Annotated in this window: 21 protein-coding genes; 7 read left to right on the forward strand and 14 right to left on the reverse strand. The window is 70.2% G+C overall.

The features are described 5' to 3' along the window. The first annotated feature begins 2 nt into the window (after nucleotides 1–2). Nucleotides 3–1,064, forward strand: a complete 1,062-nt coding sequence (locus ABZ370_RS27785; RefSeq protein ID WP_358625964.1) for an ABC transporter ATP-binding protein — start codon at nucleotides 3–5, stop codon at nucleotides 1,062–1,064. Continuing rightward, the gene (locus tag ABZ370_RS27790) at nucleotides 1,003–2,079 is read left to right on the forward strand and encodes a dipeptide ABC transporter ATP-binding protein (RefSeq protein ID WP_358625966.1); all 1,077 of its coding nucleotides are present in this window, start codon (nucleotides 1,003–1,005) and stop codon (nucleotides 2,077–2,079) included. Before ABZ370_RS27785 ends, ABZ370_RS27790 begins: the two co-directional genes overlap by 62 nt. Nucleotides 2,080–2,081: 2 nt before the next feature. Here ABZ370_RS27790 and ABZ370_RS27795 read toward each other — a convergent pair whose 3' ends face one another. After that, a complete protein-coding gene (locus tag ABZ370_RS27795) occupies nucleotides 2,082–2,588 on the reverse strand; it encodes a hypothetical protein (RefSeq protein WP_358625968.1) in 507 nt (168 codons plus the stop codon). On the opposite strand from ABZ370_RS27795, the gene ABZ370_RS27800 reads away from it, so the two are divergent. Next, complete coding sequence (locus ABZ370_RS27800; protein ID WP_358625970.1) at nucleotides 2,587–3,381, forward strand: GNAT family N-acetyltransferase; 795 nt, start codon at nucleotides 2,587–2,589, stop codon at nucleotides 3,379–3,381. The genes ABZ370_RS27795 and ABZ370_RS27800 overlap by 2 nt on opposite strands. A gap of 153 nt (nucleotides 3,382–3,534) precedes the next feature. After that, nucleotides 3,535–4,020 (forward strand): DUF4234 domain-containing protein, encoded by a 486-nt coding sequence (locus ABZ370_RS27805; RefSeq protein ID WP_358625972.1) that lies wholly within the window; start codon nucleotides 3,535–3,537, stop codon nucleotides 4,018–4,020. Between the two features lie 22 nt (nucleotides 4,021–4,042). Here ABZ370_RS27805 and gap read toward each other — a convergent pair whose 3' ends face one another. The 5 genes from gap to ABZ370_RS27830 all read right to left on the reverse strand — a co-directional run bounded on the left by gap (nucleotide 4,043) and on the right by ABZ370_RS27830 (nucleotide 8,313). Further along, nucleotides 4,043–5,041 carry a type I glyceraldehyde-3-phosphate dehydrogenase gene (gene gap / locus ABZ370_RS27810; protein ID WP_358625974.1) on the reverse strand — a complete coding sequence of 333 codons (999 nt, stop codon included), beginning with the start codon at nucleotides 5,039–5,041 and terminating at the stop codon, nucleotides 4,043–4,045. A gap of 112 nt (nucleotides 5,042–5,153) precedes the next feature. Beyond that, a complete protein-coding gene (locus tag ABZ370_RS27815; protein ID WP_358625975.1) occupies nucleotides 5,154–6,110 on the reverse strand; it encodes a helix-turn-helix domain-containing protein in 957 nt (318 codons plus the stop codon). Nucleotides 6,111–6,186: 76 nt separating this feature from the next. Then, nucleotides 6,187–6,864, reverse strand: coding sequence for a helix-turn-helix domain-containing protein (locus ABZ370_RS27820; protein WP_358625976.1), 678 nt, complete (start codon nucleotides 6,862–6,864; stop codon nucleotides 6,187–6,189). Nucleotides 6,865–6,881: 17 nt separating this feature from the next. Beyond that, nucleotides 6,882–7,535 (reverse strand): TetR family transcriptional regulator, encoded by a 654-nt coding sequence (locus tag ABZ370_RS27825; protein ID WP_358625978.1) that lies wholly within the window; start codon nucleotides 7,533–7,535, stop codon nucleotides 6,882–6,884. Between the two features lie 82 nt (nucleotides 7,536–7,617). Then, the gene (locus tag ABZ370_RS27830; RefSeq protein ID WP_358625979.1) at nucleotides 7,618–8,313 is read right to left on the reverse strand and encodes a DUF3159 domain-containing protein; all 696 of its coding nucleotides are present in this window, start codon (nucleotides 8,311–8,313) and stop codon (nucleotides 7,618–7,620) included. A 104-nt stretch (nucleotides 8,314–8,417) separates the two neighbouring features. Here ABZ370_RS27830 and ABZ370_RS27835 point away from each other — a divergent pair, with 104 nt between their 5' ends. Next, nucleotides 8,418–10,310: a S9 family peptidase gene (locus ABZ370_RS27835; RefSeq protein WP_358625981.1), complete on the forward strand. Its 1,893-nt coding sequence runs from the start codon at nucleotides 8,418–8,420 to the stop codon at nucleotides 10,308–10,310. 105 nt (nucleotides 10,311–10,415) lie between these two features. Here the strand turns inward: ABZ370_RS27835 and ABZ370_RS27840 are convergent, their stop codons facing one another. From ABZ370_RS27840 to ABZ370_RS27850, 3 genes are read right to left on the reverse strand one after another with little or no spacing between them, the layout of a single operon-like run. Continuing rightward, the gene (locus ABZ370_RS27840; protein ID WP_358625983.1) at nucleotides 10,416–11,249 is read right to left on the reverse strand and encodes a hypothetical protein; all 834 of its coding nucleotides are present in this window, start codon (nucleotides 11,247–11,249) and stop codon (nucleotides 10,416–10,418) included. Nucleotides 11,250–11,263: 14 nt separating this feature from the next. Continuing rightward, nucleotides 11,264–11,467: a DUF397 domain-containing protein gene (locus ABZ370_RS27845; RefSeq protein ID WP_358625985.1), complete on the reverse strand. Its 204-nt coding sequence runs from the start codon at nucleotides 11,465–11,467 to the stop codon at nucleotides 11,264–11,266. An 11-nt stretch (nucleotides 11,468–11,478) separates the two neighbouring features. Further along, nucleotides 11,479–12,336, reverse strand: a complete 858-nt coding sequence (locus tag ABZ370_RS27850) for a helix-turn-helix transcriptional regulator (RefSeq protein ID WP_358625987.1) — start codon at nucleotides 12,334–12,336, stop codon at nucleotides 11,479–11,481. A gap of 168 nt (nucleotides 12,337–12,504) precedes the next feature. On the opposite strand from ABZ370_RS27850, the gene ABZ370_RS27855 reads away from it, so the two are divergent. After that, the gene (locus ABZ370_RS27855) at nucleotides 12,505–12,750 is read left to right on the forward strand and encodes a hypothetical protein (RefSeq protein WP_358625989.1); all 246 of its coding nucleotides are present in this window, start codon (nucleotides 12,505–12,507) and stop codon (nucleotides 12,748–12,750) included. A gap of 28 nt (nucleotides 12,751–12,778) precedes the next feature. On the opposite strand, the gene ABZ370_RS27860 is transcribed toward ABZ370_RS27855, so the two are convergent. From ABZ370_RS27860 to ABZ370_RS27880, 5 genes are all read right to left on the reverse strand, one after another. Next, nucleotides 12,779–13,867, reverse strand: a complete 1,089-nt coding sequence (locus tag ABZ370_RS27860; RefSeq protein WP_358625991.1) for an oligopeptide/dipeptide ABC transporter ATP-binding protein — start codon at nucleotides 13,865–13,867, stop codon at nucleotides 12,779–12,781. A 12-nt stretch (nucleotides 13,868–13,879) separates the two neighbouring features. Continuing rightward, the gene (locus ABZ370_RS27865; RefSeq protein ID WP_358625992.1) at nucleotides 13,880–14,902 is read right to left on the reverse strand and encodes an ABC transporter ATP-binding protein; all 1,023 of its coding nucleotides are present in this window, start codon (nucleotides 14,900–14,902) and stop codon (nucleotides 13,880–13,882) included. A 12-nt stretch (nucleotides 14,903–14,914) separates the two neighbouring features. Beyond that, a complete protein-coding gene (locus ABZ370_RS27870; RefSeq protein ID WP_358625994.1) occupies nucleotides 14,915–15,892 on the reverse strand; it encodes an ABC transporter permease in 978 nt (325 codons plus the stop codon). Nucleotides 15,893–16,014: 122 nt separating this feature from the next. Then, the gene (locus ABZ370_RS27875) at nucleotides 16,015–17,802 is read right to left on the reverse strand and encodes an ABC transporter substrate-binding protein (protein ID WP_358625996.1); all 1,788 of its coding nucleotides are present in this window, start codon (nucleotides 17,800–17,802) and stop codon (nucleotides 16,015–16,017) included. 84 nt (nucleotides 17,803–17,886) lie between these two features. Beyond that, complete coding sequence (locus ABZ370_RS27880; RefSeq protein WP_358625997.1) at nucleotides 17,887–18,909, reverse strand: ABC transporter permease; 1,023 nt, start codon at nucleotides 18,907–18,909, stop codon at nucleotides 17,887–17,889. A 384-nt stretch (nucleotides 18,910–19,293) separates the two neighbouring features. Between ABZ370_RS27880 and ABZ370_RS27885 the strand changes: the two genes are divergently transcribed. Beyond that, complete coding sequence (locus ABZ370_RS27885) at nucleotides 19,294–20,343, forward strand: hypothetical protein (RefSeq protein ID WP_358625999.1); 1,050 nt, start codon at nucleotides 19,294–19,296, stop codon at nucleotides 20,341–20,343. The last annotated feature ends 6 nt before the right edge of the window (nucleotides 20,344–20,349 follow it).

Here is a 20,349-nt window from a genome sequence, read left to right on the forward strand (position 1 = left end):
CCGTGACCCGGCTGCTGGACGTACGGGACCTGCGCGTCGCCTTCCGCACCCGGGACGGCGTCGCCGAGGCCGTCGGCGGCGTGAGCTACGCCGTCGACGCGGGGCGGACGCTGGCCGTGCTGGGCGAATCGGGGTCGGGGAAGTCCGTGACCGCCCAGGCGATCATGGGCATCCTCGACTCCCCGCCCGCCTTCGTCACCGGCGGCAAGGTCTTCTTCCAGGGGCGCGACCTGCTGACCCTGAGCCGTGAGGAGCGCCGCCGCGTCCGGGGCGCCAAGATGGCGATGATCTTCCAGGACGCGCTGTCCGCCCTCAACCCGGTGATCCCGGTGGGCGCCCAGCTCGCCGAGATGTACCAGGTGCACCGCGGCATGTCGCGCCGGGACGCCCGGGCGCGGGCCGTCGAGCTGATGGACCGGGTCCGCATCCCCGCCGCCGCGGCCCGGGCCGGGGACTATCCGCACCAGTTCTCGGGCGGGATGCGCCAGCGCGTCATGATCGCCATGGCGATCGCGCTGGAGCCGGAGCTGATCATCGCCGACGAGCCGACCACCGCGCTCGACGTCACCGTCCAGGCCCAGGTCATGGATCTGCTGGCGGAGCTGCGCCGCGAGTACGCCATGGGGCTCATCCTCATCACCCACGACCTGGGCGTCGTCGCGGACGTCGCCGACACCATCGCCGTGATGTACGCGGGCCGGATCGTGGAGACCGCGCCGGTGCGCGACCTGTACCGGCGCCCCGCCCACCCGTACACCCGCGGACTGCTCGACTCCATCCCGCGCGTGGACCAGCGGGGCGGCGAGCTGTACGCGATCAAGGGGCTCCCGCCCAGCCCGCTCGCGCTCCCCGCCGGCTGCCCGTTCAACCCCCGCTGCCCGCGCGCCCGCGACATCTGCCGCACCGACCGGCCGCCGCTGTACGAGGTGTCCGGCTCCGGGGCGACTGATGCCGGGGCCCAAGGGCGGGCCAGCGCCTGCCACTTCTGGAAGGAGGAGCTGCATGGCCTCGACCCCCTCGACCCCCTCGGCGCCGCCGGTACCGTCGGCCCCGTCGGCGGCTGACCCCACAGCGCCCGTCCTCGAAGTACGCGGCCTCGCCAAGCTCTATCCGCTGACCCGGGGCGTGGTGGTCAAGCGGCGGACCGGCGCGGTCCGGGCCGTCGACACGGTCTCCTTCGACCTGCGGCGCGGTGAGACGCTCGGCGTCGTCGGCGAGTCCGGCTGCGGCAAGTCCACCCTCGCCCGGCTGCTGGTCGGCCTGGAGCGGCCGACCGCCGGTTCGATCCGCTACCGGGGCGAGGACATCGCGCGGCTGTCCGGGCGCGCGCTGCGGGCCGTCCGCCGCAACATCCAGATGGTCTTCCAGGACCCGTACACCTCGCTCAACCCCCGCATGACGGTGGGCGACATCATCGGCGAACCGTACGAGATCCACCCCGACGCCGCCCCCAAGGGCGACCGCCGCCGCGCGGTCCGGGACCTGCTGGACGTCGTCGGCCTCGACCCCGAGCACGTCAACCGCTATCCGCACCAGTTCTCCGGCGGCCAGCGCCAGCGCATCGGCATCGCCCGCGGCCTCGCGCTGCGCCCCGAGGTCATCGTCGCCGACGAGCCGGTGTCGGCGCTGGATGTCTCGGTACAGGCCCAGGTGGTCAACCTGCTGGAGCGCCTCCAGGACGAATTCGGCCTCGCCTACGTCTTCATCGCCCACGATCTGTCGGTGGTCCGGCACATCAGCGACCGGGTCGCCGTGATGTACCTGGGCCGCTTCGCGGAGACCGGCACCGGCACCGAGATCTACGACCACCCGACGCATCCGTACACCCAGGCCCTGCTGTCGGCCGTCCCGGTCCCCGACCCCGAGGCGCGGGCCCGCCCCCGTCAGCGCATCCTGCTCCCCGGCGACGTCCCCTCCCCGGCCGACCCGCCCACCGGCTGCCGCTTCCGCACCCGCTGCTGGAAGGCCGAGCCCCGCTGCGCTGCGGAGCCCCCGGTGCTGGCGGTGCCCCCGGAGCTGACGGGCGGCGCCGCGCACCCGTCGGCGTGCCACTTCGCGGCGGAGGGCACCACCGCCTGAACTCAGAAGAGATCGAGGACGTTGGAGACTCCGCCCCCGCCACCCGATCGCTCGTCGAGCCGGTACAGCGGGTGGGCGACCAACTGAACATCGGGCGCGAACGCTTGCACGGCAGCCGCGAGCCGGGCGTGGTCGACCTTCCAGAAGGCGATGGCGCGGTTGTTCCTGACGATCTCGTAGTCGATGTGCGGCGCGATGCTCGCGGCGAGGTGCGGCGTGATCTTCTCGTCGGGGCCGGGAAGGTGCGGCACGTCCGGCCGGAGCTTCAGGCCGATGCGCCGGATCGGCCGCTCCCCGGCCTTTTTCGTCGTCCACAGGACGAGCGCCTCGATGTCCCGCCACGGCACGGTGGTGGTGAACTTGTGGTACCGCGTCACGGGTCCGCCCAGGGTGATGCCGGACTCATCGGCCCGGAAGGCCACCAGCCGCCTCCAGCCGACGCCCGAGAAAAACTGGAAAGGTGTGCGGGTGTAGTACTCCTGATAGACCGGAGGGTGAGAAGCAGCCATGGCACGACCCTATGATCTTCAGCGCGCCATCGACTTCCGGGCCCTCTTCGCGCGGCGCCAGTCCGCCGAGGTCAGGCCGGTGCCGGGCGGGTTCCTGGTGCTGAACGAGCAGTACGCGCGCTCGCACGAGCACAACCAGATCCACATCGACGGGCCCCTCGACCCGGCCTCGCTCCCCGAGGTCGCCGACGCGGCCATGGCGGGGCTGGCGCACCGCCGGATCACCGTCCACGACGACCGGCTCGGGCTCGCCTGTGCGACCGCGATGACCCTGGCGGGGTACGAGCACGCGGTCGAGCTGCTGATGACGCACACCGGGCCGGTGCCGGAGCCGGTGCCCGGGCGCGGGGAGGTCGTGGAGCCGGACCTTGAACCGGGTCCGTACGGGCCGCTGTGGCGGGCGCTGGCCCACCAGCAGCGGAGCTGGATGCCCGACGCCGACGAGGAGACGGTGCGTCAGCTGGTGGGGCGGCGGGCCGCCCGGCGGAACGGGGCCGAGGACGTGCGGTTCGTGGCCGTGCACGACGAGGGCGGCGACGTCGCCTCCTGGGCCGACCTCTACCTGGAGCCCGCCGACGGCATCGCCCAGATCGAGGAGCTGGCCACCGCCGAGCACGCACGCCGCCGCGGGTACGCCGACGCCGTACTGTCCGGCGCCCTCCGGCGGGCGTCGGCCGCGGGGTGCGCCCTGCGGTTCCTGGTGGCCGACGGCGAGGACTGGCCCCGCCTCTGGTACGCCCGCCGCGGCTTCACCCCCGTGGGCCGCTGCCACGTCTTCGCACGCTTCCGCTGACGGGCGGCGCCGCCGGTCAGCGGGTGGCGAGGGCCGATCCCGGCAAGGTACGGTGACGAACGGTCACACATCAGCAACTACGCCTATTTTTCCCACATTTCCCTGCCTAGCTGTCTCCACTTGAGAACAACAGCAGTACACGGAGCACGCGATATGCATGACAGCCAGCACAACAACCAGTACCAGCAGGGCCCGGGCGGAGGCGTCGCCGCCCCTGACGCCTCCTCGGGGAGCCGCCCCACCGGCCTGGCCATGCAGCGCCGCGGGACCCTCATGGTGTGGCTCGTCCTGCCGTTCATCACCCTCGGCATCTACCACCTGGTCTGGTATTACAAGATCCACAAGGAGGCGCAGGAGTTCGACCGGCGCCAGGACCTCAGCCCGGCAGGCAGTGTGCTGGTCATGATCTTCCTGGGCTGGACCCTGATCGCTCCGCTGATCTCCTTCTACAACACCGGAAAGTCCGTCGCGAACGCCCAGCGGGCGGCCGGGCTGCCCGCGACGTGCAGCCCCCTGCTGAGCAGCTTGTTGCTGTTCGTGTTTGGCGTGAACGTTTGGTACATCCAGCGCCAGCTCAACCTGGTCGTCGACGCCTACCCGGGCGTTGAGCCGGGTACCGAAGTGACCTTGGCGGCCTGACCCCCGAGGATCTTCTCGCGTTTCAGCTGGCGGCGAGGAGTCCGAGCGTGTCGATCACACGGTTCGAGAAGCCCCACTCGTTGTCGTACCAGGCGACCACCTTGATGTGGCGGCCGTCGACGCGGGTGAGGGCCGAGTCGAAGATGGCCGAGGCCGGATTGCCCGTGATGTCGGACGAGACGAGCGGGTCGTCCGAGTACTCCAGGACACCGGCCAACGGGCCCTCCGCCGCGGCGCGGTAGGCCGCCAGCACGTCCTCTCGGGTGACGTCGCGCGCGACGGTGGTGTTCAGCTCGACGATCGAGCCCACCGGAACCGGCACCCGGATCGAGTCGCCCGACAGTTTGCCGTCGAGGTTCGGCAGCACCAGGCCGATCGCCTTGGCGGCGCCTGTCGTGGTCGGCACGATGTTGACTCCGGCGGCGCGGGCGCGGCGGGCGTCACGGTGCGGGCCGTCCTGGAGGTTCTGCTCCTGGGTGTAGGCGTGCACCGTGGTCATGAAGCCGTGCTCGATACCGGCGAGTTCGTCGAGGACCGAGGCCAGCGGCGCGAGCGCGTTGGTGGTGCAGGAGGCGTTCGAGACGACCGTGTGCAGCTCCGGGTCGTACGCGCCGGTGTTCACCCCGTAGGCGAGCGTGACGTCGGCGCCGTCCGACGGTGCGCTGACCAGCACCTTCCGCGCACCCGCGTCGAGGTGGGCGCGGGCGGCCTTGGCGGAGGTGAAGCGGCCGGTGGACTCCAGCGCGACATCGACGCCGAGTTCGGCCCAGGGCAGCTGCGCCGGGTCGCGCTCGGCGAGCACCTTGATGCGCCGGCCGTCGACGACGAGAGTGTCGCCGTCGACCGTCACCGGGCGGCCGAGCCGGCCGGCCGTGGAGTCGTAGGCGAGGAGCCGGGCGAGAGTGGCGGGCTCGGTGAGGTCGTTGACGGCGACGATCTCCAGGTCGGTGTCGCGTTCGAGCAGGGCGCGCAGCACGTTGCGCCCGATGCGGCCGAATCCGTTGATGGCGACGCGAGTCATGAATACCCCTTGGTGTCTCTGCGGCTCGTCTGGGTTCGTCACCAGCGTCGCGTGCGGGATCTGGTGGTGGCCGTGGCGTGAGCGCCACGGTTCGAAAGGATCGCGCCAAGCACTACTCGCCTTGCGTGAACGTGCGCCGGTACTCGCTCGGCGTGGTCCCGAGGATGCGCTGGAAGTGCGTCCGCAGATTCGCGCCGGTGCCGAGCCCGACGTCGTTCGCGATCTGCTCCACGCCGCGCTCGGAACGTTCGAGCAGCTCCCGGGCCACATCGACGCGGGCGCGCATGACCCACTGCATCGGCGTGTACCCGGTGTCCTCGGCGAAGCGCCGCGAGAACGTGCGCGCCGACACCGCCGCGTGCCGGGCGAGCACATCGAGCGTGAGGGGCTCGCCGAGCCGGTGCAGCGCCCACTCGCGGGTGGCGGCGAACCGCTCGCCGAGCGGCTCGGGCACGCTGCGCGGCACGTACTGCGCCTGACCGCCGCTGCGGTAGGGGGCCGCGACCAGGCGCCGGGCCGCGTGGTTCGACGCGGCCACCCCGAGGTCGCCCCGGAGGATGTGCAGGCACAGGTCGATGCCCGAGGCGGCCCCGGCCGACGTCAGCACGCTGCCCTCGTCGACGAACAGCACGTTCTCGTCGACCCGGACGAGGGGGTGCTTCGCCGCCAGCGCCCGCGTGTAATGCCAGTGCGTCGTGGCACGTCTGCCGTCGAGCAGACCGGTGGCGGCGAGCGCGAAGGCACCCGTCGAGATGGCGGCGAGCCGTGCGCCCCGGCCGTGGGCGGCGATCAGCGCGTCGACGACGGTCCGCGGCGGGTCGTCGCGGTCCGGGAACCGGTAGCCGGGGATGAAGACGAGGTCGGCCCAGGCGAGAGCGTCGAGCCCCTGGGCGACGTGGTACGACAGGCCGTCGCCGCCGGTCACGAAACCGGGCGCCGAACCGCACACCCGCACCTCGTACGGCATGCTCGCGCGGGTCGTGAACACCTGAGCGGGAATGCCGACATCGAGCGGCTTCGCGCCTTCGAGCACCAGGACGGCGACACGACGCAGGCGGGAGGCTGGCACGGGACCCAGCCTACGTGGGGGCTCGGCTGCCCCCACGTCCTGTTCCATACCGCGCGAAGGCGTCCGGGCCGTCGGTTCAGCGGGGCCGTTCCGGGATCTCCGCGTCGGCAGGGGCGATCGCGTCGCCGATCGCGCCTCCGGTGGCGTCGCGCATGGCCCGCGCCACGCGTCGGATCACGTCGACTTCGAAGTCCACGGGAACGACACCGCGCAGCGCGGCGGCCCCGAGCTCCTCGTTGACGACCCGGAAGGCGGCGGAGGCCGCTGCCCCGTGCAGCCGCATCGCGAGGTCGTCGGCCGGGCGTCCCAGCCGCTTCGCGATGATCGCGGTCATCTCGCGCTCCACCTGATCACAGGCCATGAGCCAGGCGGTCCGGATCGACGGCTCGTGGTCCGCCAGCCGGATCATCCTGACCGCGAGCAAGGAGTCGGAGTGGTCCTCGGCGTCGGCGGCGTTCTCGTATCCGGCGACCTCCGCGGCGAGATGAACCTCAAGGGAAAGGTGGCGCGGCCAGCTCCGTAACGCGCGCATCTCCCATTCCACGCCTTGGGCGACGATGGGTTCGGCGCAGCTTTCCTTGCTGCGGAAGTGGCGCCAGATGGTGCGGGTGGACAGGCTTACGGCCTGGGCGATCTGGTCGCCGCTGGTGGCGTCCACGCCGTGTTCCCAGAACAGGCGGGACGCCTCCCGGGAGATCTCCAGGCGCCGCCGGTGGCGCCGCTGCTCACTCACTCCTCTGGCGGCCGGACTCATGAGCATTTCCATCCGTCTCAGGTGGCGACCGGGTCCCCCACTGCCCCTCCCGTGGCCCTGCGGACGGCGTGTGCCATGCGTTCCGGGGCGTCGGCCCACTGCGCGCGGTCGGCGCCGTCGAGAAGAGCCGCGCCGATCTCCTCGTTGAAGACCCGGATGGCGGCGGAGGCCGCCGCGGCGTGCACGCGCACCTGGAGGTCGGTGGCCGGGTGTCCCAGCCGCTTCGCGATGATCTCGGCCATCTCGCGCTCCACCTGGTCGCAGGCCATCAGCCAGGCGGTACGCAGGGCCGGTTCCGTGTCGGCCAGCCGGATCATCCGCATCGCGAGCGCGTTGTCATCCACCTCGACTGCGCTGGCCTCGCGATGGAACCGGCCCGCCTCCGCGCGGAAGCGCTCTTCGAGCGAGAGATGCGCGGGCCAGTCGCGCAGCGTGCGCATCTCCCATTCCACGCCTTGGGTGACGATGGGTTCGGCGCAGCTTTCCTTGCTGCGGAAGTGGCGCCAGATGGTGCGGGTGGACAGTCCCACGGCCTGGGCGATCTGGTCACCGCTGGTGGCGTCCACGCCCTGTTCCCAGAACAGGCGGGACGCCTCCCGGGAGATCTCCAGGCGCAGCCGGTGACGCCGCTGCTCGCTCATCCCGCTTCCGCCACGCTTGGCCGTCGCCATGCCGGTCACCTTCGCTCGTGTCCCTGCCAGCACATCAGTGTCATAGTGACACTAAGTGACGTCCGGTGTCAGGCTGGGGAGGTCAGGCGCTCTTGGCGGGCAGCAGGCCGATGGCCGTCAGTCGCTTGTTCGAGCGCCGCGCGGCCCAGGCGAACACCAGGAAGCCCAGGGCGAGCAGTGGGAAGCCCAGAGCGATCTTGGCGATGCCCAGGGAACCGATTTGGTCGGTCTCGTAGAAGTACTGCTTGACGGCGAACCGGGCGCCGAAGAGGGCGGCCATCACCAGGGTGGCGATGTCGTAGTAGAGCCGCGAGCGCTTGTCCGCGCGCCAGATGTGGCCCTTGCCGGTGGCCCCGTTCCAGATCAGGCCGGCCAGCGGCCACCGCACCAGGACGGAGGCGAGGAAGAGGATGGCGCCGGCCAGGCTCCCCCAAATGCCGATGAGGAAGTAGTCCTTGGCGGAGCCGGTGAACCAGACGACGCCGCCGGCGAGCGCGACGCCGAACACGCCGCTGATCGCGGGCTGCACCGACTCCTTGCGTACCAGTCGCACCACGCCGATGGCGACCGCGACGGCGAAGGCGGCGGTGATCGACACCTTGAGCCGCCCGCTGAAGTTGTTGGCGATGACGAAGGTCAGCGCGGGCAGCGCCGAGTAGACGATTCCCTTGATGCCTCCGGCCTGGTCGAGGACCGAAGGCCGCTGCCGAGGCTCCGCCTGCGCCGCCTGCCCTGCCTGCGTGCCGGGCTCTGTCTCCAGGGGGCTTTGGGTCTTCATGATGGTCGGTTCTCCCGAGTTCGTCTGGGGGCGAGGCACGCCTTCGGCCTGTCACTAAATGCTATCGTGGCATTAAGTGACAGGCAACTGAAGGAAGGGTCGACATGGCACCGCGCGGGACCATCTCCGTCGAGGAGTTCTTCCGGCCGCCGCCTCGCGCGAGGGCCACCCTCTCGCCGGACGGCAAGGCGCTGGCGTACCTGGCGCTGTGGAAGAACCGCATGAACGTCTGGATCGAGAGCCTGGACGCGCCGGGGGACGCGCGGTGCGTGACCACCGAGGACCGCGGAGTGGTGAGCTACTACTGGACCCGTGACCCGCGGTGGCTGCTCTACACCCGGGACCAGGGCGGCGACGAGAACGTGCACCTCTACCGCGTCGACCTGGAGGACCCGGACGCCGCCGCGGTGGACCTCACGCCCTATCCGGGTGCGCGGACCGTGGGCCTGGACTTGCCCGCCGGGCGGCCCGGCAAGGTGATCACCCAGCTGAACCTGCGCGACCGGGCCCGGTTCGACCTGGTCGAACTGGACATCGCCACCGGCGACCTCACGACCCTCGCCCGGAGCCCCGGGGGCACTGTCGGCGGGTGGCTGTACAGCGAGCGCGAGCTGTTCGCGGTGGCGATGACGGCCGAGGGCGATGTCGAGCTGTCCCGGTGGGACGGGGCAACGGGTGCGCTGGACCCCGTGGCGCGGTTCGACGGCGGCGACGCTCCGCTGGGGATCTACCCCATGGAGGTCACACCGGACGGCACCGGGGTGTGGCTGGGCTCGAACCGTGGGAGCGACCGTCTCCGCCTGGCCCGGCTCGACCTGGCCACCGGTGAGGAGGAAGAGGTCGACTCCCACCCGGACTACGACCTGGACACCCGTGCACAGGTCTTTCCCGCCCTGCCCTCCCCTCTGATCCGCAGCGGGGGCACCGGTGAGCTGCTCGGAGTCCGTTATCTCGGGGAGCGGCAGGTGATCCACGCGCTGGACCCGCACTTCGCCGAGGTACTGGAGAATCTGGAGAAGCTGTCCGACGGTGATCTCGCCGCGCTGTCCTCCGACGAGAGCGGACAGCGCTGGGTCGCCGCCTTCACCCACGACCGTGACCCCGGGGTCACCTTCTTCTACGACCACGCCACGGGCGAGAGCCGCCTGCTCCACCGGGCGAAGCCGCACCTCGACCCCGAGTCACTGGCGCCGATGCGACCGGTGCCGATCACCTCCCGCGACGGTCTGACCCTGCCCCTGCACCTGACACTGCCGGTCGGCATCGAGCCGTCCCGGCTGCCGCTGGTCCTGTTCGTCCACGGCGGTCCCTGGACCCGGGACAGCTGGGGGTACAACCCCGCCGCGCAGCTCTTCGCCAACCGCGGCTGCGCGGTGCTGCAGGTCGACTTCCGGGGCTCCACCGGCTACGGCAAGGCGTTCACCAGGGCCGGTATCGGGGAGTTCGCGGGCAAGATGCACGACGACCTCATCGACGGCGTGCGGTGGGCGGTCGACCAGGGGTACGCCGACCCGGACCGCGTCGCGATCATGGGCGGCTCCTACGGCGGCTACGCGGCACTGGTCGGTGTCACCTTCACCCCGGACGTCTTCGCCGCCGCCGTCGATGTCGTCGGCGTCTCGGACCTGGCCAACTTCATGCGCAGCCAGCCCGACTTCGTCAAACCGATGCTCGCCTCCAACTGGTTCACGTACGTCGGTGACCCGGCCGACCCCGCGCAGGAGGCCGACATGCTGGCTCGCTCCCCGATCAGCCGCGTCGACCAGATCCGCACACCGCTGATGGTGGTGCACGGCGCCAACGACGCCCGCGTCGTCCTCGCCGAGTCCGACCAGCTCGTCGAAGCCCTCCGCGCACGAGCCGTCCCCGTCGAGTACACCGTCATGGAGGACGAAGGCCACGCCATCGAGAACCCGGAGAACGTGATCGCCCTCTACACCGCGGTGGAACGCTTCCTGGCCGAACACCTGGGCTTCGATTCACGGGAGACGGCATGACCCGGACCCTGCGCGCCCGACGGAGCCGACCCGGCGTCGATACCGTTGGAGGAGCTGGCCATGGCCCGTGTTCGCGGCGGAGGGCGAGGTGACCTGCGGGCCGGGTCATTTTCGCCACGCTTCGCCGTCCCACCTGTAGCTGGGCAGGCCGTCGGCCGGGGTGGTACGGAAGGGGCGCCCCCTGTCCGTGATCGTCGTGGTGCCGGAGACGGCGCCGTCCGACCAGTCGAGTCGGCCGGTCCAGGTGCACTCGCAGTGCCGTGTCGATACGTCGATTTCGAGCGTGACGGGAGCGGTGGTCGGCACCTTGTGCGGGAAGGTCCCGGGACTCGTTCTGGTCCAGCGGGGCGGGGAGGCGTCGAGGTCCTTCATCCCGTACCAGCGGGGGGTGGCGGATTCGCCGCCTCCGCCGCACCCCTGGTCGGCCGTCGCGGGGTCGAGCACCGTACCCGCCATGGGCTTGGCGCGTTTGACGATGTGCACGGTGAAGTCCTTGAGGACGATGGTGCGGCCGCCCCGCGCCTCCACTCTGAGGCTGAGCCTGAGAGCATTCGGCGCCGCGCCTCCGAAGGCGTACGGGTCCCGGTCCCAGGTCGCCCCGTTCCGGTTGGGCCGGTCCCCGGGTACGTAATCGTCCAGCCGGGCCGCCGGAATGGGGAAGGCCCACCCGCCGTCGGTACCGCAACCGCTGTCGAGGTGGGGCGTGACGTCCACCGTGACCAGCGGCCCGGCGACGCTCGGGCTCGTCTCGGCCGTGGGGTGCGAATCGCGCGGCTCCGTGGGGTGCCGTAGAAACGTATCGATCAAGGGGGCGGCCGCGTACCGCAACGCGGCCCCGGCCAGGTCATCTGTCCATGCGACCATGCCGCCGACCAGCCCCAGGGGCAGCAGCCACGCCAGCCACCCGGCCCAGTGCCGCCACCCTCTGCCAGGCGTCATAGCAAGTCCCGCGGCTACGGCGCGAGGTGGTCGAACTCTCCGGCCTTGGCGGCGCGCAGGAAGGCGCCCAGTTGGTCTCGGGTGGTGGTGAGGAGTTCGCCGGGGTCGTCGCTCTCGCGGAGGTGTATTCCGGCCGGGGACGTCGCGAGTTCGACGCAGGCGTTCGCCTCTCCTCCCCCCGAGAACGATGACTTTTGCCAGGTGAGTGATGCGGGCACTGGTTTGCCTTTCAGATCTCGCACACGAGGCGGTGCATGAAGTCGCGGGAATCCTCGGCCGCAAGCGATGCGTCTCTCATGCGGTCGAGTACCTTCCGATATCGCTTGAGCTGCGCTTCGGCATCCACGAGGATGCTGTCGTGCTCTGAATCGAGCTGCACGGTGTCGAGTTGCCGTACCGCCCCCTCCAGGTACGTGATCGACGTTCCGGAACCGGCGAAGCCGTCGGCCTCGAACGGGACCACCCGGATAGTGACGTTCCAGCGGTCCGACAGCTCCAGGATATGCCGCAGTTGGGCCCGGGCCACCTTCCGTCCCCCGAATCGCATACGCAGCGCCGCCTCATGGACGATGGCCTCGTACTCCCGGACGGGCTCTTCGGCGAGGGCCGCACTCCGTCGCCGTCTGTGTTCCACCCGCACTTCGAGCGTGTCCGGCGGCAGGGGAGGCGTGGAGTAGGCGAAGATCGCGCGCATGTGGTCCTCGGTCTGCAGAAGGCCGGGGATGTGGGAGATGTGATACGCGCGCATCGCGGCGGCGTGGTGTTCCAGATCGGCCAGGTCGAGGAGCCCGGGGGCCAGTACTCCGCGGTACTCCTCCCACCAGCCACTCTTTCCTCGTACCGTCACCGCCATGGCGCACATGGCGTCTAAGAGCGCCGCGTCGTCGCAGGAGTAGTGCGCCGCGAGCGTGCGCAGGCGCTCCTCGCTGATCCCGTAGCGGCCCGCTTCGAGGTTGCTGATCTGCGGGTGCCCGCCACCCAGGAAGTCGCCGACCTCGCTCGCGGACATGCCAGCGGCCTCGCGCAGTCTGCGCAGCTCGGAGCCCAGGCGAACTTGACGTGCCGTGGGGTTACTTCTCGGCGGCATGAGGTCCTCCCTTCGCGGGTGTGGTGACTCTGCCGCCCCACCGTTTCACGGTCCACATGGCCGATTACCTCTTTCGTGGAAACTGTTGCACCGGCGCACGAGTTGACCCTACCGTCTGTAGCGCAACTCTCAGCACAGGGTGAGCGTAACGGCACACGGAGGTTCGGCATGTCCTTCTCCTACGACCAGGAACTCCACGCGATGGTCAACGACTTCGCACCCCGGCTGTTCGCCGTGGTCCAGGAGTACGACACGGAATCCGGCGAGCGCGACGGGGAGATCGCGGCGTGGGGGCTGACCCATCCCGACGGGCATACGGACGTGACCAGCGTCGAGGGAACGCGCCGCGCCTCAACTCGCCCGAGCGGGCGACCTGGTGGTTCAGCCGGGAGAAGGACGTCTCGGCCCGGCTGATCTGGTGCGACTCCATCGTGGGTGGGCGCTAGGACAGCGCCGGGTCGAGGACGATGTCCTCGGTGCGGGCCTCGGTGGTGGGGGCCTCGGGGAAGTGACAGGCGGACAGGTGGCCCTCGTGGTTGCCCTCGATGCGCAGCAGGGGCGGTTCCTGCTGGGCGCAGAGGTCCTGGGCCTTCCAGCAGCGGGTGCGGAAGCGGCAGCCGGAGGGCGGGGCGATGGGGGAGGGGACGTCTCCGGCGAGGCGGATGCGTTCGCGGCCCGCGTCGGAGGACGAGTCGTCCTCGGCCATCACCACGGCCGCGTCCGGGACGGCGGACAGCAGGGCGTGGGTGTACGGGTGGCGGGGGCGGCGGTAGATGGAGTCGCGGTCGCCGACCTCGACGATCTTCCCCAGGTACATGACCGCGACGCGCTGCGAGAAGTGCCGTACGACGGCGAGGTCGTGGGCGATGAAGAGGAAGGCGATGCCCAGTTCGCGCTGGAGGCGCTGGAGGAGGTTGACGACCTGGGCCTGGATGGAGACGTCGAGGGCGGAGACGGGTTCGTCGGCGACGATGAGACGGGGTTCCAGGGCGAGCGCGCGGGCGACCCCGATGCGCTGGCGCTGGCCGCCGGAGAACTCGTGCGGGAAGCGGTTGTAGTGCTCGGGGTTGAGGCCGACGGTCTCCAGCAGTTCGCGCACCCGGGCCTCGCGGCCGCCGGGCGGGCGGATGCCGTTGATCTCCATCGGGCCGGAGATGATCGTGCCGACGGTCTGCCGGGGGTTCAGCGAGGAGTACGGGTCCTGGAAGATCATCTGGATCTCGGAGCGGACCGGGGCGAGCTGTTTGCGGCCCGCGTGGGTGATGTCCCGCCCCTGGTAGGCGATCCGCCCGGCGCTCGGCTCCAGCAGCCGGGTGAGCAGCCGTCCGGTGGTGGACTTGCCGCAGCCGGACTCGCCGACCAGGCCGAAACTCTCGCCCGCGTGCACGGTCAGGTCGATGCCGTCGACGGCCTGGACGGCGCCCACTTTCCGGCGGAAGGGGAAGCCGCCCATGATCGGGAAGTGCTTGGTCAGGTTCTCGGCGACCAGGAGGGGTTCCGGCTCCCCCGGGGTGCTCGACACGATGCTCATGTGTACGGCTCCTTAGCCCAGCCGGGGCTTGATCTGCTCGGTGAAGAGGGTCTGCTTGCGCTCGGCGCCCAGATGGCAGGCGGCGCCCCGGCCGTCGGGGAGTGCGGGCCGCGTCTCCCGGCACTGTTCGCCGTCCACCTGCGATACGTACCCGCAGCGGGGGTGGAAGGGGCAGCCGGGCGGTGGCGCGAGGAGGCTCGGCGGGGTGCCGGGGATCGGGCTGAGGGGTTCGTCGACGGAGGAGGACAGCCGGGGCATGGAGCTCAGCAGCCCCCAGGTGTACGGGTGCTGGGGCGCCCGCAGCACCTCGCGGACCGTGCCGCGCTCGACCGCCCGGCCCGCGTACATCACCAGCAGGTCGTCGGCGGTGTTGGCGACCACGCCCAGATCGTGGGTGATGAGGATGATCGCGGAGCCGAACTCCTGCTGGAGCTCCTTGAGGAGGTCCAGGATCTGCGCCTGGACGGTGACGTCGAGGGCGGTGGTCGGCTCGTCGGCGATCAGCAGATCGGGGTCGCAGACCAGCGCCATGGCGATCATGGCGCGCTGCCGCATCCCGCCGGAGAACTGGTGCGGATAGTCGTCCACCCGCAGCCGTGGGTTGGGGATGCCGACCTTCTCCAGCATCTCGATGGCGCGCAGCCGGGCGTCCCGCTGGGAGGCACCGGTGTGCTTGCGGTACGGCTCGGCGATCTGGCGGCCGACCGTGTAGTAGGGGGAGAGGGCGGTCAGCGGGTCCTGGAAGATCATCGCCATCGTGTTGCCGCGCAGCTTCTCCAGGGCGCGTTCGGGCGCGCCGGTCAGCTCCTGCCCGTCGAGGCGGATCTCGCCCGTGACCGTGGTGGTGCGCGGGTCGTGGAGGCCGAGCACGGTGAGGTTGGTGACGGACTTGCCGGAGCCGGATTCGCCGACGATGCCGAGCGTCCGGCCGCGTTCGAGGTCGAAGGAGAGGCCGTCCACGGCCTTGACGGTGCCGTCCTCGGTGGCGAAGCGGACGTGCAGGTCGGTCACGGACAGGAAGGATTCGGTGGTCACTTCGGCGTCCTTCTAGGCGAGGCGTACGCGCGGATCGATGACGGCGTAGGCGGCGTCGACCAGGATGTTGAAGACGACGATGGCCGCGGCGCTGACCAGCATCACGCCCATCAGCATCGGCAGATCGGTCAGCTGGACGGATTCCACGGCGAGCCGCCCGATGCCGTGCAGGGTGAAGGTGTACTCGGTGACCATCGCCCCGCCGAAGAGGGAGCCGAGGTCGATGCCGAAGATGGTGACGATGGGGGCGATGGCACCGCGCCAGGCGTAGCGGAAGAAGACCGTCCGGCTGGACAGCCCCTTGGCCCTGGCCGTTCGGACGTGGTCCTCCTGGAGCTGCTCGACCATCTGGGAGCGGGTCATCCGGCTGTAGTTGGCCATGAAGATCAGCGACAGCACCAGCCAGGGCAGCAGCATCCCGCTGAACCACTTCGCCGGATTGTCGGTGAAGGGGTGGTAGGCGGGCTGTTCCATGATCCCCAGGCCGCTGACGAACCAGGCCAGGCAGAGCACGCCGACGAAGTAGATCTGCAAGGACGCGCCCAGCAGCGACAGCGAGCTGACGGCCTTGTCGATCCAGGTGCCGCGCCGCCAGGCCGCGACCATCCCGATGCCGATCCCGCAGACCAGGAACACCGCGGCGCCGCCCAGGGCGAGCGAGAGGGTGGTGGGGAAGCGGTCGACGATGGTGCCCCACACCTGCTCCTGGCTGACGAAGGAGTAGCCGAAGCAGGGGGCGTCGCAGTGCCCGACCGCGAAGTCCCGCCCGACGAAGATCCCGATCATGAACTTCGCGTACTGCACCGGGACCGGCTGGTCCAGGCCGAGGTTCTTGTTGATGATCGCGAGCGAGGCGGGGTCGCAGCTCTTGCCGCAGGCGAGCCGGGCGGGCTCGGCGGGCAGGGCGAAGAAGAGGAAGAAGGTGATCGCGCTGATCAGCAGGAGGATCACGATCGCGCCGAGGGACCGGCGGGCGAGGAATCTCAACATGGCGTCGGAGATCTTCCGGTAGGTGCGGGGCGGCCGCGCCGCGGGCGGTGACGTACGCGTACGGGGTGGGCGTGACGCACGCGGTACGGGCGGTACGGTGCGGCGCGGCCGGGTTCCGGTGGCTACTTGACGAAGACGGCGGTCGGGTCCACGGCCCCGTAGATCGGGTTCCACTTCACCCCGTCGATGCCGGAGCCCCAGAGGGTGAACAGCCGGTTGTAGAAGGTCGGGACCGCGGGCACCTGGTCGGTGAGGACCTTCTCGCCGAGCTTCATCCATTCCGTGGTGGCCCGGTCGAGGTCGCCGGCCTTGCCGATGCGGTCGATCTCCTTGTCGACCGCCGGGACCTTCAGATGGCTGTAGTTCGCCGAGTCGTCGTAGACGTTCTTTCCGCCGTACACCGGAGGAACGACGGTCGACGCGGAGGGCCAGTCGGCGGACCAGGAGGACCGGTAGAGGTCGTACTTGTTGTCCACCTTCCCGATCTGGGAGTAGTAGGTGGTCTGGTCGATCTCCTTCTTCTGGACCTTGAACCCGGCCCGCTGCAGGGCCTGCTGGACGACGACCGAGGCGTCCTGGTGGGTGTCGCCGTTGCCGTAGGCGTAGACCAGCTCGTAGTTCTCCTCGCCCGCTTCCTTCAGCAGCTCCTTGGCCTTCTTGGCGTTGCCGCCGGGGTATTTCTTCTTCTGATACGGGTCGAAGGACGGGTCGTAGCCCTTGAGCGTCGGGCCGACCAGACCGCCCGCGATCTCACCGCCCTTGGGGCCGCCGAACTGCTGGAGATACTGACCGCTGGGGAAGGCCCAGGCGATCGCCTCGCGCACCTTCTTGTTCTTGACCCGGTCCGTATTGATCGAGACAACGTCCACATAGGGCTGGGTCTCGGTCATCGACCGGGCCATCGCGTCCTTGTTCTTGAGGACCGCCGAGATCTGCGAGGGATCGACGGCGTTGGTCCAGGTCATGCCGTTCTTGTCGGTGCCCTTGTCGGCCACGAGACGGCGGGTGGAGTCCACCCACTGATGGCCGAAGGAGACATCGAAGGTGTTCACGTACTGATGGCGTATCGGATCGGTCTTGGGGTCCCACTGATCGTTCTTGACGAACTGGATGCCCTTGCCCGACTTGAAGTTCTTGATCTTGTACGGGCCGCTGGCCACCGGCGCCTTGTCGTACTTCTCCTTGGTGTCCTTGCCCGGCGGCACCGCGCCGATGTTGGGCATGGCCACCGCGAACGGCACCTCGGCCCGGGGCTGGTCGAAGTGGAAGACGACGGTCTTCGCGTCCGGCGTGTCCAGCACCGACTTCGGCAGGTGCTCGCCCTTGTACGGGCCGTCCGGCAGCGCCTTGCGGTACTTCTGGCCCTCGCCCGAGAGCCACTGCTGCAGATACGTCGGGCCGTTGGTCTCGAATGGGGCGTAGAGCCGCTCGACGGCGTGCCGGACGTCCTTGGAGGTGATCGGCGAGCCGTCCTCGAACTTCAGCCCGTCCTTGAGCGTGTACGTCCATGTCCGGCCGCCGTCGGAGGACTTGCCGGTGTCGGTGGCAAGGTCGCCGACCAGCTTGACCTTCCCGGTCTTGTCGTCGATCCGGTAGTTCGTCAGCGTCCGGTTGTAGAGGGTCTGCATGATCAGCTCATCGCTGACATAGATCTGGCCAGGATCGAGGTGCTCGAACGCGTCGCGCTGGAGCACCGACACCGTGCCGCCCTTCTGGGCGCCCGGCAGGTCCTTGGCGGGCCCGGTGGAGTCGGCGGCGCTGCCCAGGGTGATCCCCTGGGCCTTCATCTTCGGCTCCTTGGAGTCATCGGGGGCCGAGCCGCCCCCGCTGCTGCACGCCGAGAGCGCCAGCGCTCCCGCGGCCAGGGCGACGGCGTACTTATGTGCTCTGCGCCTGCTGTTCAACGTCATGGTGGTGAATGCACCTGCCTCGCTGGACCTCGTCGGACGGAACACTTGCCGTTGTCTGCGTCTGCCGTGTGGTGCTGGTGCGGGTCAACGCGTGGTCTTCGGGTCCATGGCGTCCCGGACCGAGTCCCCGAGCAGGTTGAAGGCGACGACGAAGATCACCATGGCGATGCCGGGGAAGAACATGTAGGTGATGTCGCCCTCGTAGAAGTTGGCGCCCTTGGCGAACATCCGCCCCCAGTCGGGGGTCGGCTCGACCACCCCGACACCGAGGAACGACAGGGCCGCCTCCGTCGTCACGAAGCCCGGCAGCATCAGGGTGGACTGCACCAGGATCGGCGTGCCCAGATTGGGCAGCAGCTCCTTGCGGACGATCCGCCACGGCGAGGCGCCCGTCACCTTCGCGGCCTCGACGAACTCGCGCTCCCGCAGCGACAGCACCTGACCGCGCAGCAGCCGGGCCAGCTGCATCCAGCCCAGCAGCCACAACACCGTGACCAGGGCCGTCACCCGGAAGTAGGTGGGCGTCTCCTTCTGCGGGCTGACGAACAGCGCGGTGATCACCGGCATGAACGCGACGAAGAACAGCTGCTGCGGGAAGGACAGCAGCAGATCGATCAGCCGCCCCAGGAAGTAGTCGGTGCGCCCGCCCAGATAGCCCGCGACGACGCCGATGACGATGCCGGTGAGCGTGGACAGCACCGTCGCGGCCAGCCCGATCAGCAGCGAGGTACGGATGCCGAACACCAGCTGCGTCAGCACGTCCCGGCCGAGCTTGGGCTCGATGCCGAACCAGAACTCGCCGTCGATGCCGCCGTTGGGCTTCATCGGATAGCCGGTGAGCGGGTCCAGCAGCTCGGGCCGGTCGAGGCCGTACGTCGTGTACGGGTCCTTGCCGTAGAGGGAGGAGATGACCGGGGCCAGCACGGCGACGGCGAAGAAGAACAGCACGATCCAGGCGGAGATCACGCCCGTACGGTCGCGCTTGAAGCGCCGCCACATCAGCTGACGGGGCGATAAGCCGGCGGGCTGTCCGCCCGGTCCGGCTGCTCCGCCCTCCGCGGCCGGGGCGGTCTTCCCGGCCACGGTGAGCTGGGATGGACTCGTCATCGCGTACGCCCCCCATGGTGATCCGCCGCGTCGCACAAACCGTCAACTCGGTGTATCTACCCGCGTCGTGGCGGGTTGAGCGGACTTTCGCAACGGATTCACAGCCGGGTCAAGGGGGCGGGCGGGAGCGGATGCGCCCGGCCTCGGAGTCTTGAGCGAACATTTGGCAGATCGAGGTCATGACGTGCTTGACAGTGATCGTTACTGTTCGAACGGCATCCGGTTGGTCACGATCCGCGCACTTCTTCGTACTTCTTTGGGTTTCTTCGCGCCGCGACGATTGCCCGGGGTGTGCGGTGGGGGAAACCTACGGCTATGGGGCAGGGACGGATACTTACACGCGGAGCACGCGTTTTCGGCGCACTCGTCTGCGCGGTGCTCGGAATGATCTCGCTGGCATGGATCGTCCGGGACCTGGGCAAGGCGGATGAGGCGAGCCATCTGTGGTGGACATGGTCCGGAATGCCGTTCCGGGCCTCGGGGAGTCTCTTCGGCTCCTCCCTGTTCGATCTGGTCCTGCTCGCCCTCTGCGTCGTCGCCGGGATCGCCGCGCTGCGCTCACCGGCCGCCGCGGGGGCGCTCGGTACGGTCGCGGCCGTGACCCTGGTGCTGCGGCTGCCCAGCCTGTGGAACCTGAACGCGGACTGGATGCAGGGCATCCCCGACGACCTCAAGACGCGGGCCACGCTGAGCGCCTGGGCCGGGGTGGTGCTCGGGGCGCTGCTGCTGGCCACCGTCGCCGTGGCCCGGCGGCCCGCCGACGGACATCCCGCCGCGCCGGGCGCCCTGCCCGCCGACGCCCCGCCCGGGCGGCCCGGGCCGGGGGCCGCGGTGACGGGGGCGCTGCTGCTGGGGGCGGCGGGGGCCGTCGTCGGCGCCTGGCAGATCTACTGGGCGCAGAAGGCGGACTGGGACATCTACAAGTACCAGCTGACCGGCAAGCACACCCTGGTGACGCTGCTTTCGCCGCCCGCCGCGTGGGAGGCCTGGGCCCTCGTCGCGCTCTGCCTGGTGGCCGCCGCGGCCGCGCTGGGGCGGGCGCCGCTGGCGCGGCCGCTGGGGATGGTGGCGGCGGTGCTGGTGCTGGCGGCCGGGGTGAGCGAGATCTCGCTCTACAGCAAGCTGAAGTACGTCGAGCACCTCGACGATCTGCCGACCGTCGGGGTGCTGTCGGTGCTGACCGCGTTCTTCGAGCTGGCCGTGGGTCTGGTGGCGCTGCTCGCGCTGGCCCGGCGCGGCGAGACGGACGCCCCGGCCCCGCCGTACGCGACGGGGACGTACGGCACGGGGGCGTACGACGGGTACAGCGGTTACAGCGGGGCGGGCGCCGGATACGTCCCGCCGCCCGCCGCTCCGCCGGGCTACGCCCCGCCCCCGCCGACCGCCCCGCCCACGGTTCCGCCGCCTCCGCCGTCCCCGCCGCCGGGCTGGTGACCGCCG

Source organism: Streptomyces sp. NPDC005962, assembly GCF_040629205.1.
Lineage (GTDB): Bacteria > Actinomycetota > Actinomycetes > Streptomycetales > Streptomycetaceae > Streptomyces.

Bases quoted from the DNA above. Each gene is read 5' to 3' on its own strand.
- ABZ370_RS27850 (WP_358625987.1), bottom strand. From the start codon at position 12,336: ATGCCGCCGAGAAGTAACCCCACGGCACGTCAAGTTCGCCTGGGCTCC.
- ABZ370_RS27790 (WP_358625966.1), top strand. From the start codon at position 1,003: ATGGCCTCGACCCCCTCGACCCCCTCGGCGCCGCCGGTACCGTCGGCC.
- ABZ370_RS27800 (WP_358625970.1), top strand. From the start codon at position 2,587: ATGGCACGACCCTATGATCTTCAGCGCGCCATCGACTTCCGGGCCCTC.
- ABZ370_RS27875 (WP_358625996.1), bottom strand. From the start codon at position 17,802: ATGACGTTGAACAGCAGGCGCAGAGCACATAAGTACGCCGTCGCCCTG.
- ABZ370_RS27880 (WP_358625997.1), bottom strand. From the start codon at position 18,909: ATGACGAGTCCATCCCAGCTCACCGTGGCCGGGAAGACCGCCCCGGCC.
- ABZ370_RS27805 (WP_358625972.1), top strand. From the start codon at position 3,535: ATGCATGACAGCCAGCACAACAACCAGTACCAGCAGGGCCCGGGCGGA.
- ABZ370_RS27795 (WP_358625968.1), bottom strand. From the start codon at position 2,588: ATGGCTGCTTCTCACCCTCCGGTCTATCAGGAGTACTACACCCGCACA.
- ABZ370_RS27855 (WP_358625989.1), top strand. From the start codon at position 12,505: ATGTCCTTCTCCTACGACCAGGAACTCCACGCGATGGTCAACGACTTC.
- ABZ370_RS27835 (WP_358625981.1), top strand. From the start codon at position 8,418: ATGGCACCGCGCGGGACCATCTCCGTCGAGGAGTTCTTCCGGCCGCCG.
- gap (WP_358625974.1), bottom strand. From the start codon at position 5,041: ATGACTCGCGTCGCCATCAACGGATTCGGCCGCATCGGGCGCAACGTG.
- ABZ370_RS27820 (WP_358625976.1), bottom strand. From the start codon at position 6,864: ATGAGTCCGGCCGCCAGAGGAGTGAGTGAGCAGCGGCGCCACCGGCGG.
- ABZ370_RS27860 (WP_358625991.1), bottom strand. From the start codon at position 13,867: ATGAGCATCGTGTCGAGCACCCCGGGGGAGCCGGAACCCCTCCTGGTC.
- ABZ370_RS27830 (WP_358625979.1), bottom strand. From the start codon at position 8,313: ATGAAGACCCAAAGCCCCCTGGAGACAGAGCCCGGCACGCAGGCAGGG.
- ABZ370_RS27825 (WP_358625978.1), bottom strand. From the start codon at position 7,535: ATGGCGACGGCCAAGCGTGGCGGAAGCGGGATGAGCGAGCAGCGGCGT.
- ABZ370_RS27840 (WP_358625983.1), bottom strand. From the start codon at position 11,249: ATGACGCCTGGCAGAGGGTGGCGGCACTGGGCCGGGTGGCTGGCGTGG.
- ABZ370_RS27870 (WP_358625994.1), bottom strand. From the start codon at position 15,892: ATGTTGAGATTCCTCGCCCGCCGGTCCCTCGGCGCGATCGTGATCCTC.
- ABZ370_RS27885 (WP_358625999.1), top strand. From the start codon at position 19,294: ATGATCTCGCTGGCATGGATCGTCCGGGACCTGGGCAAGGCGGATGAG.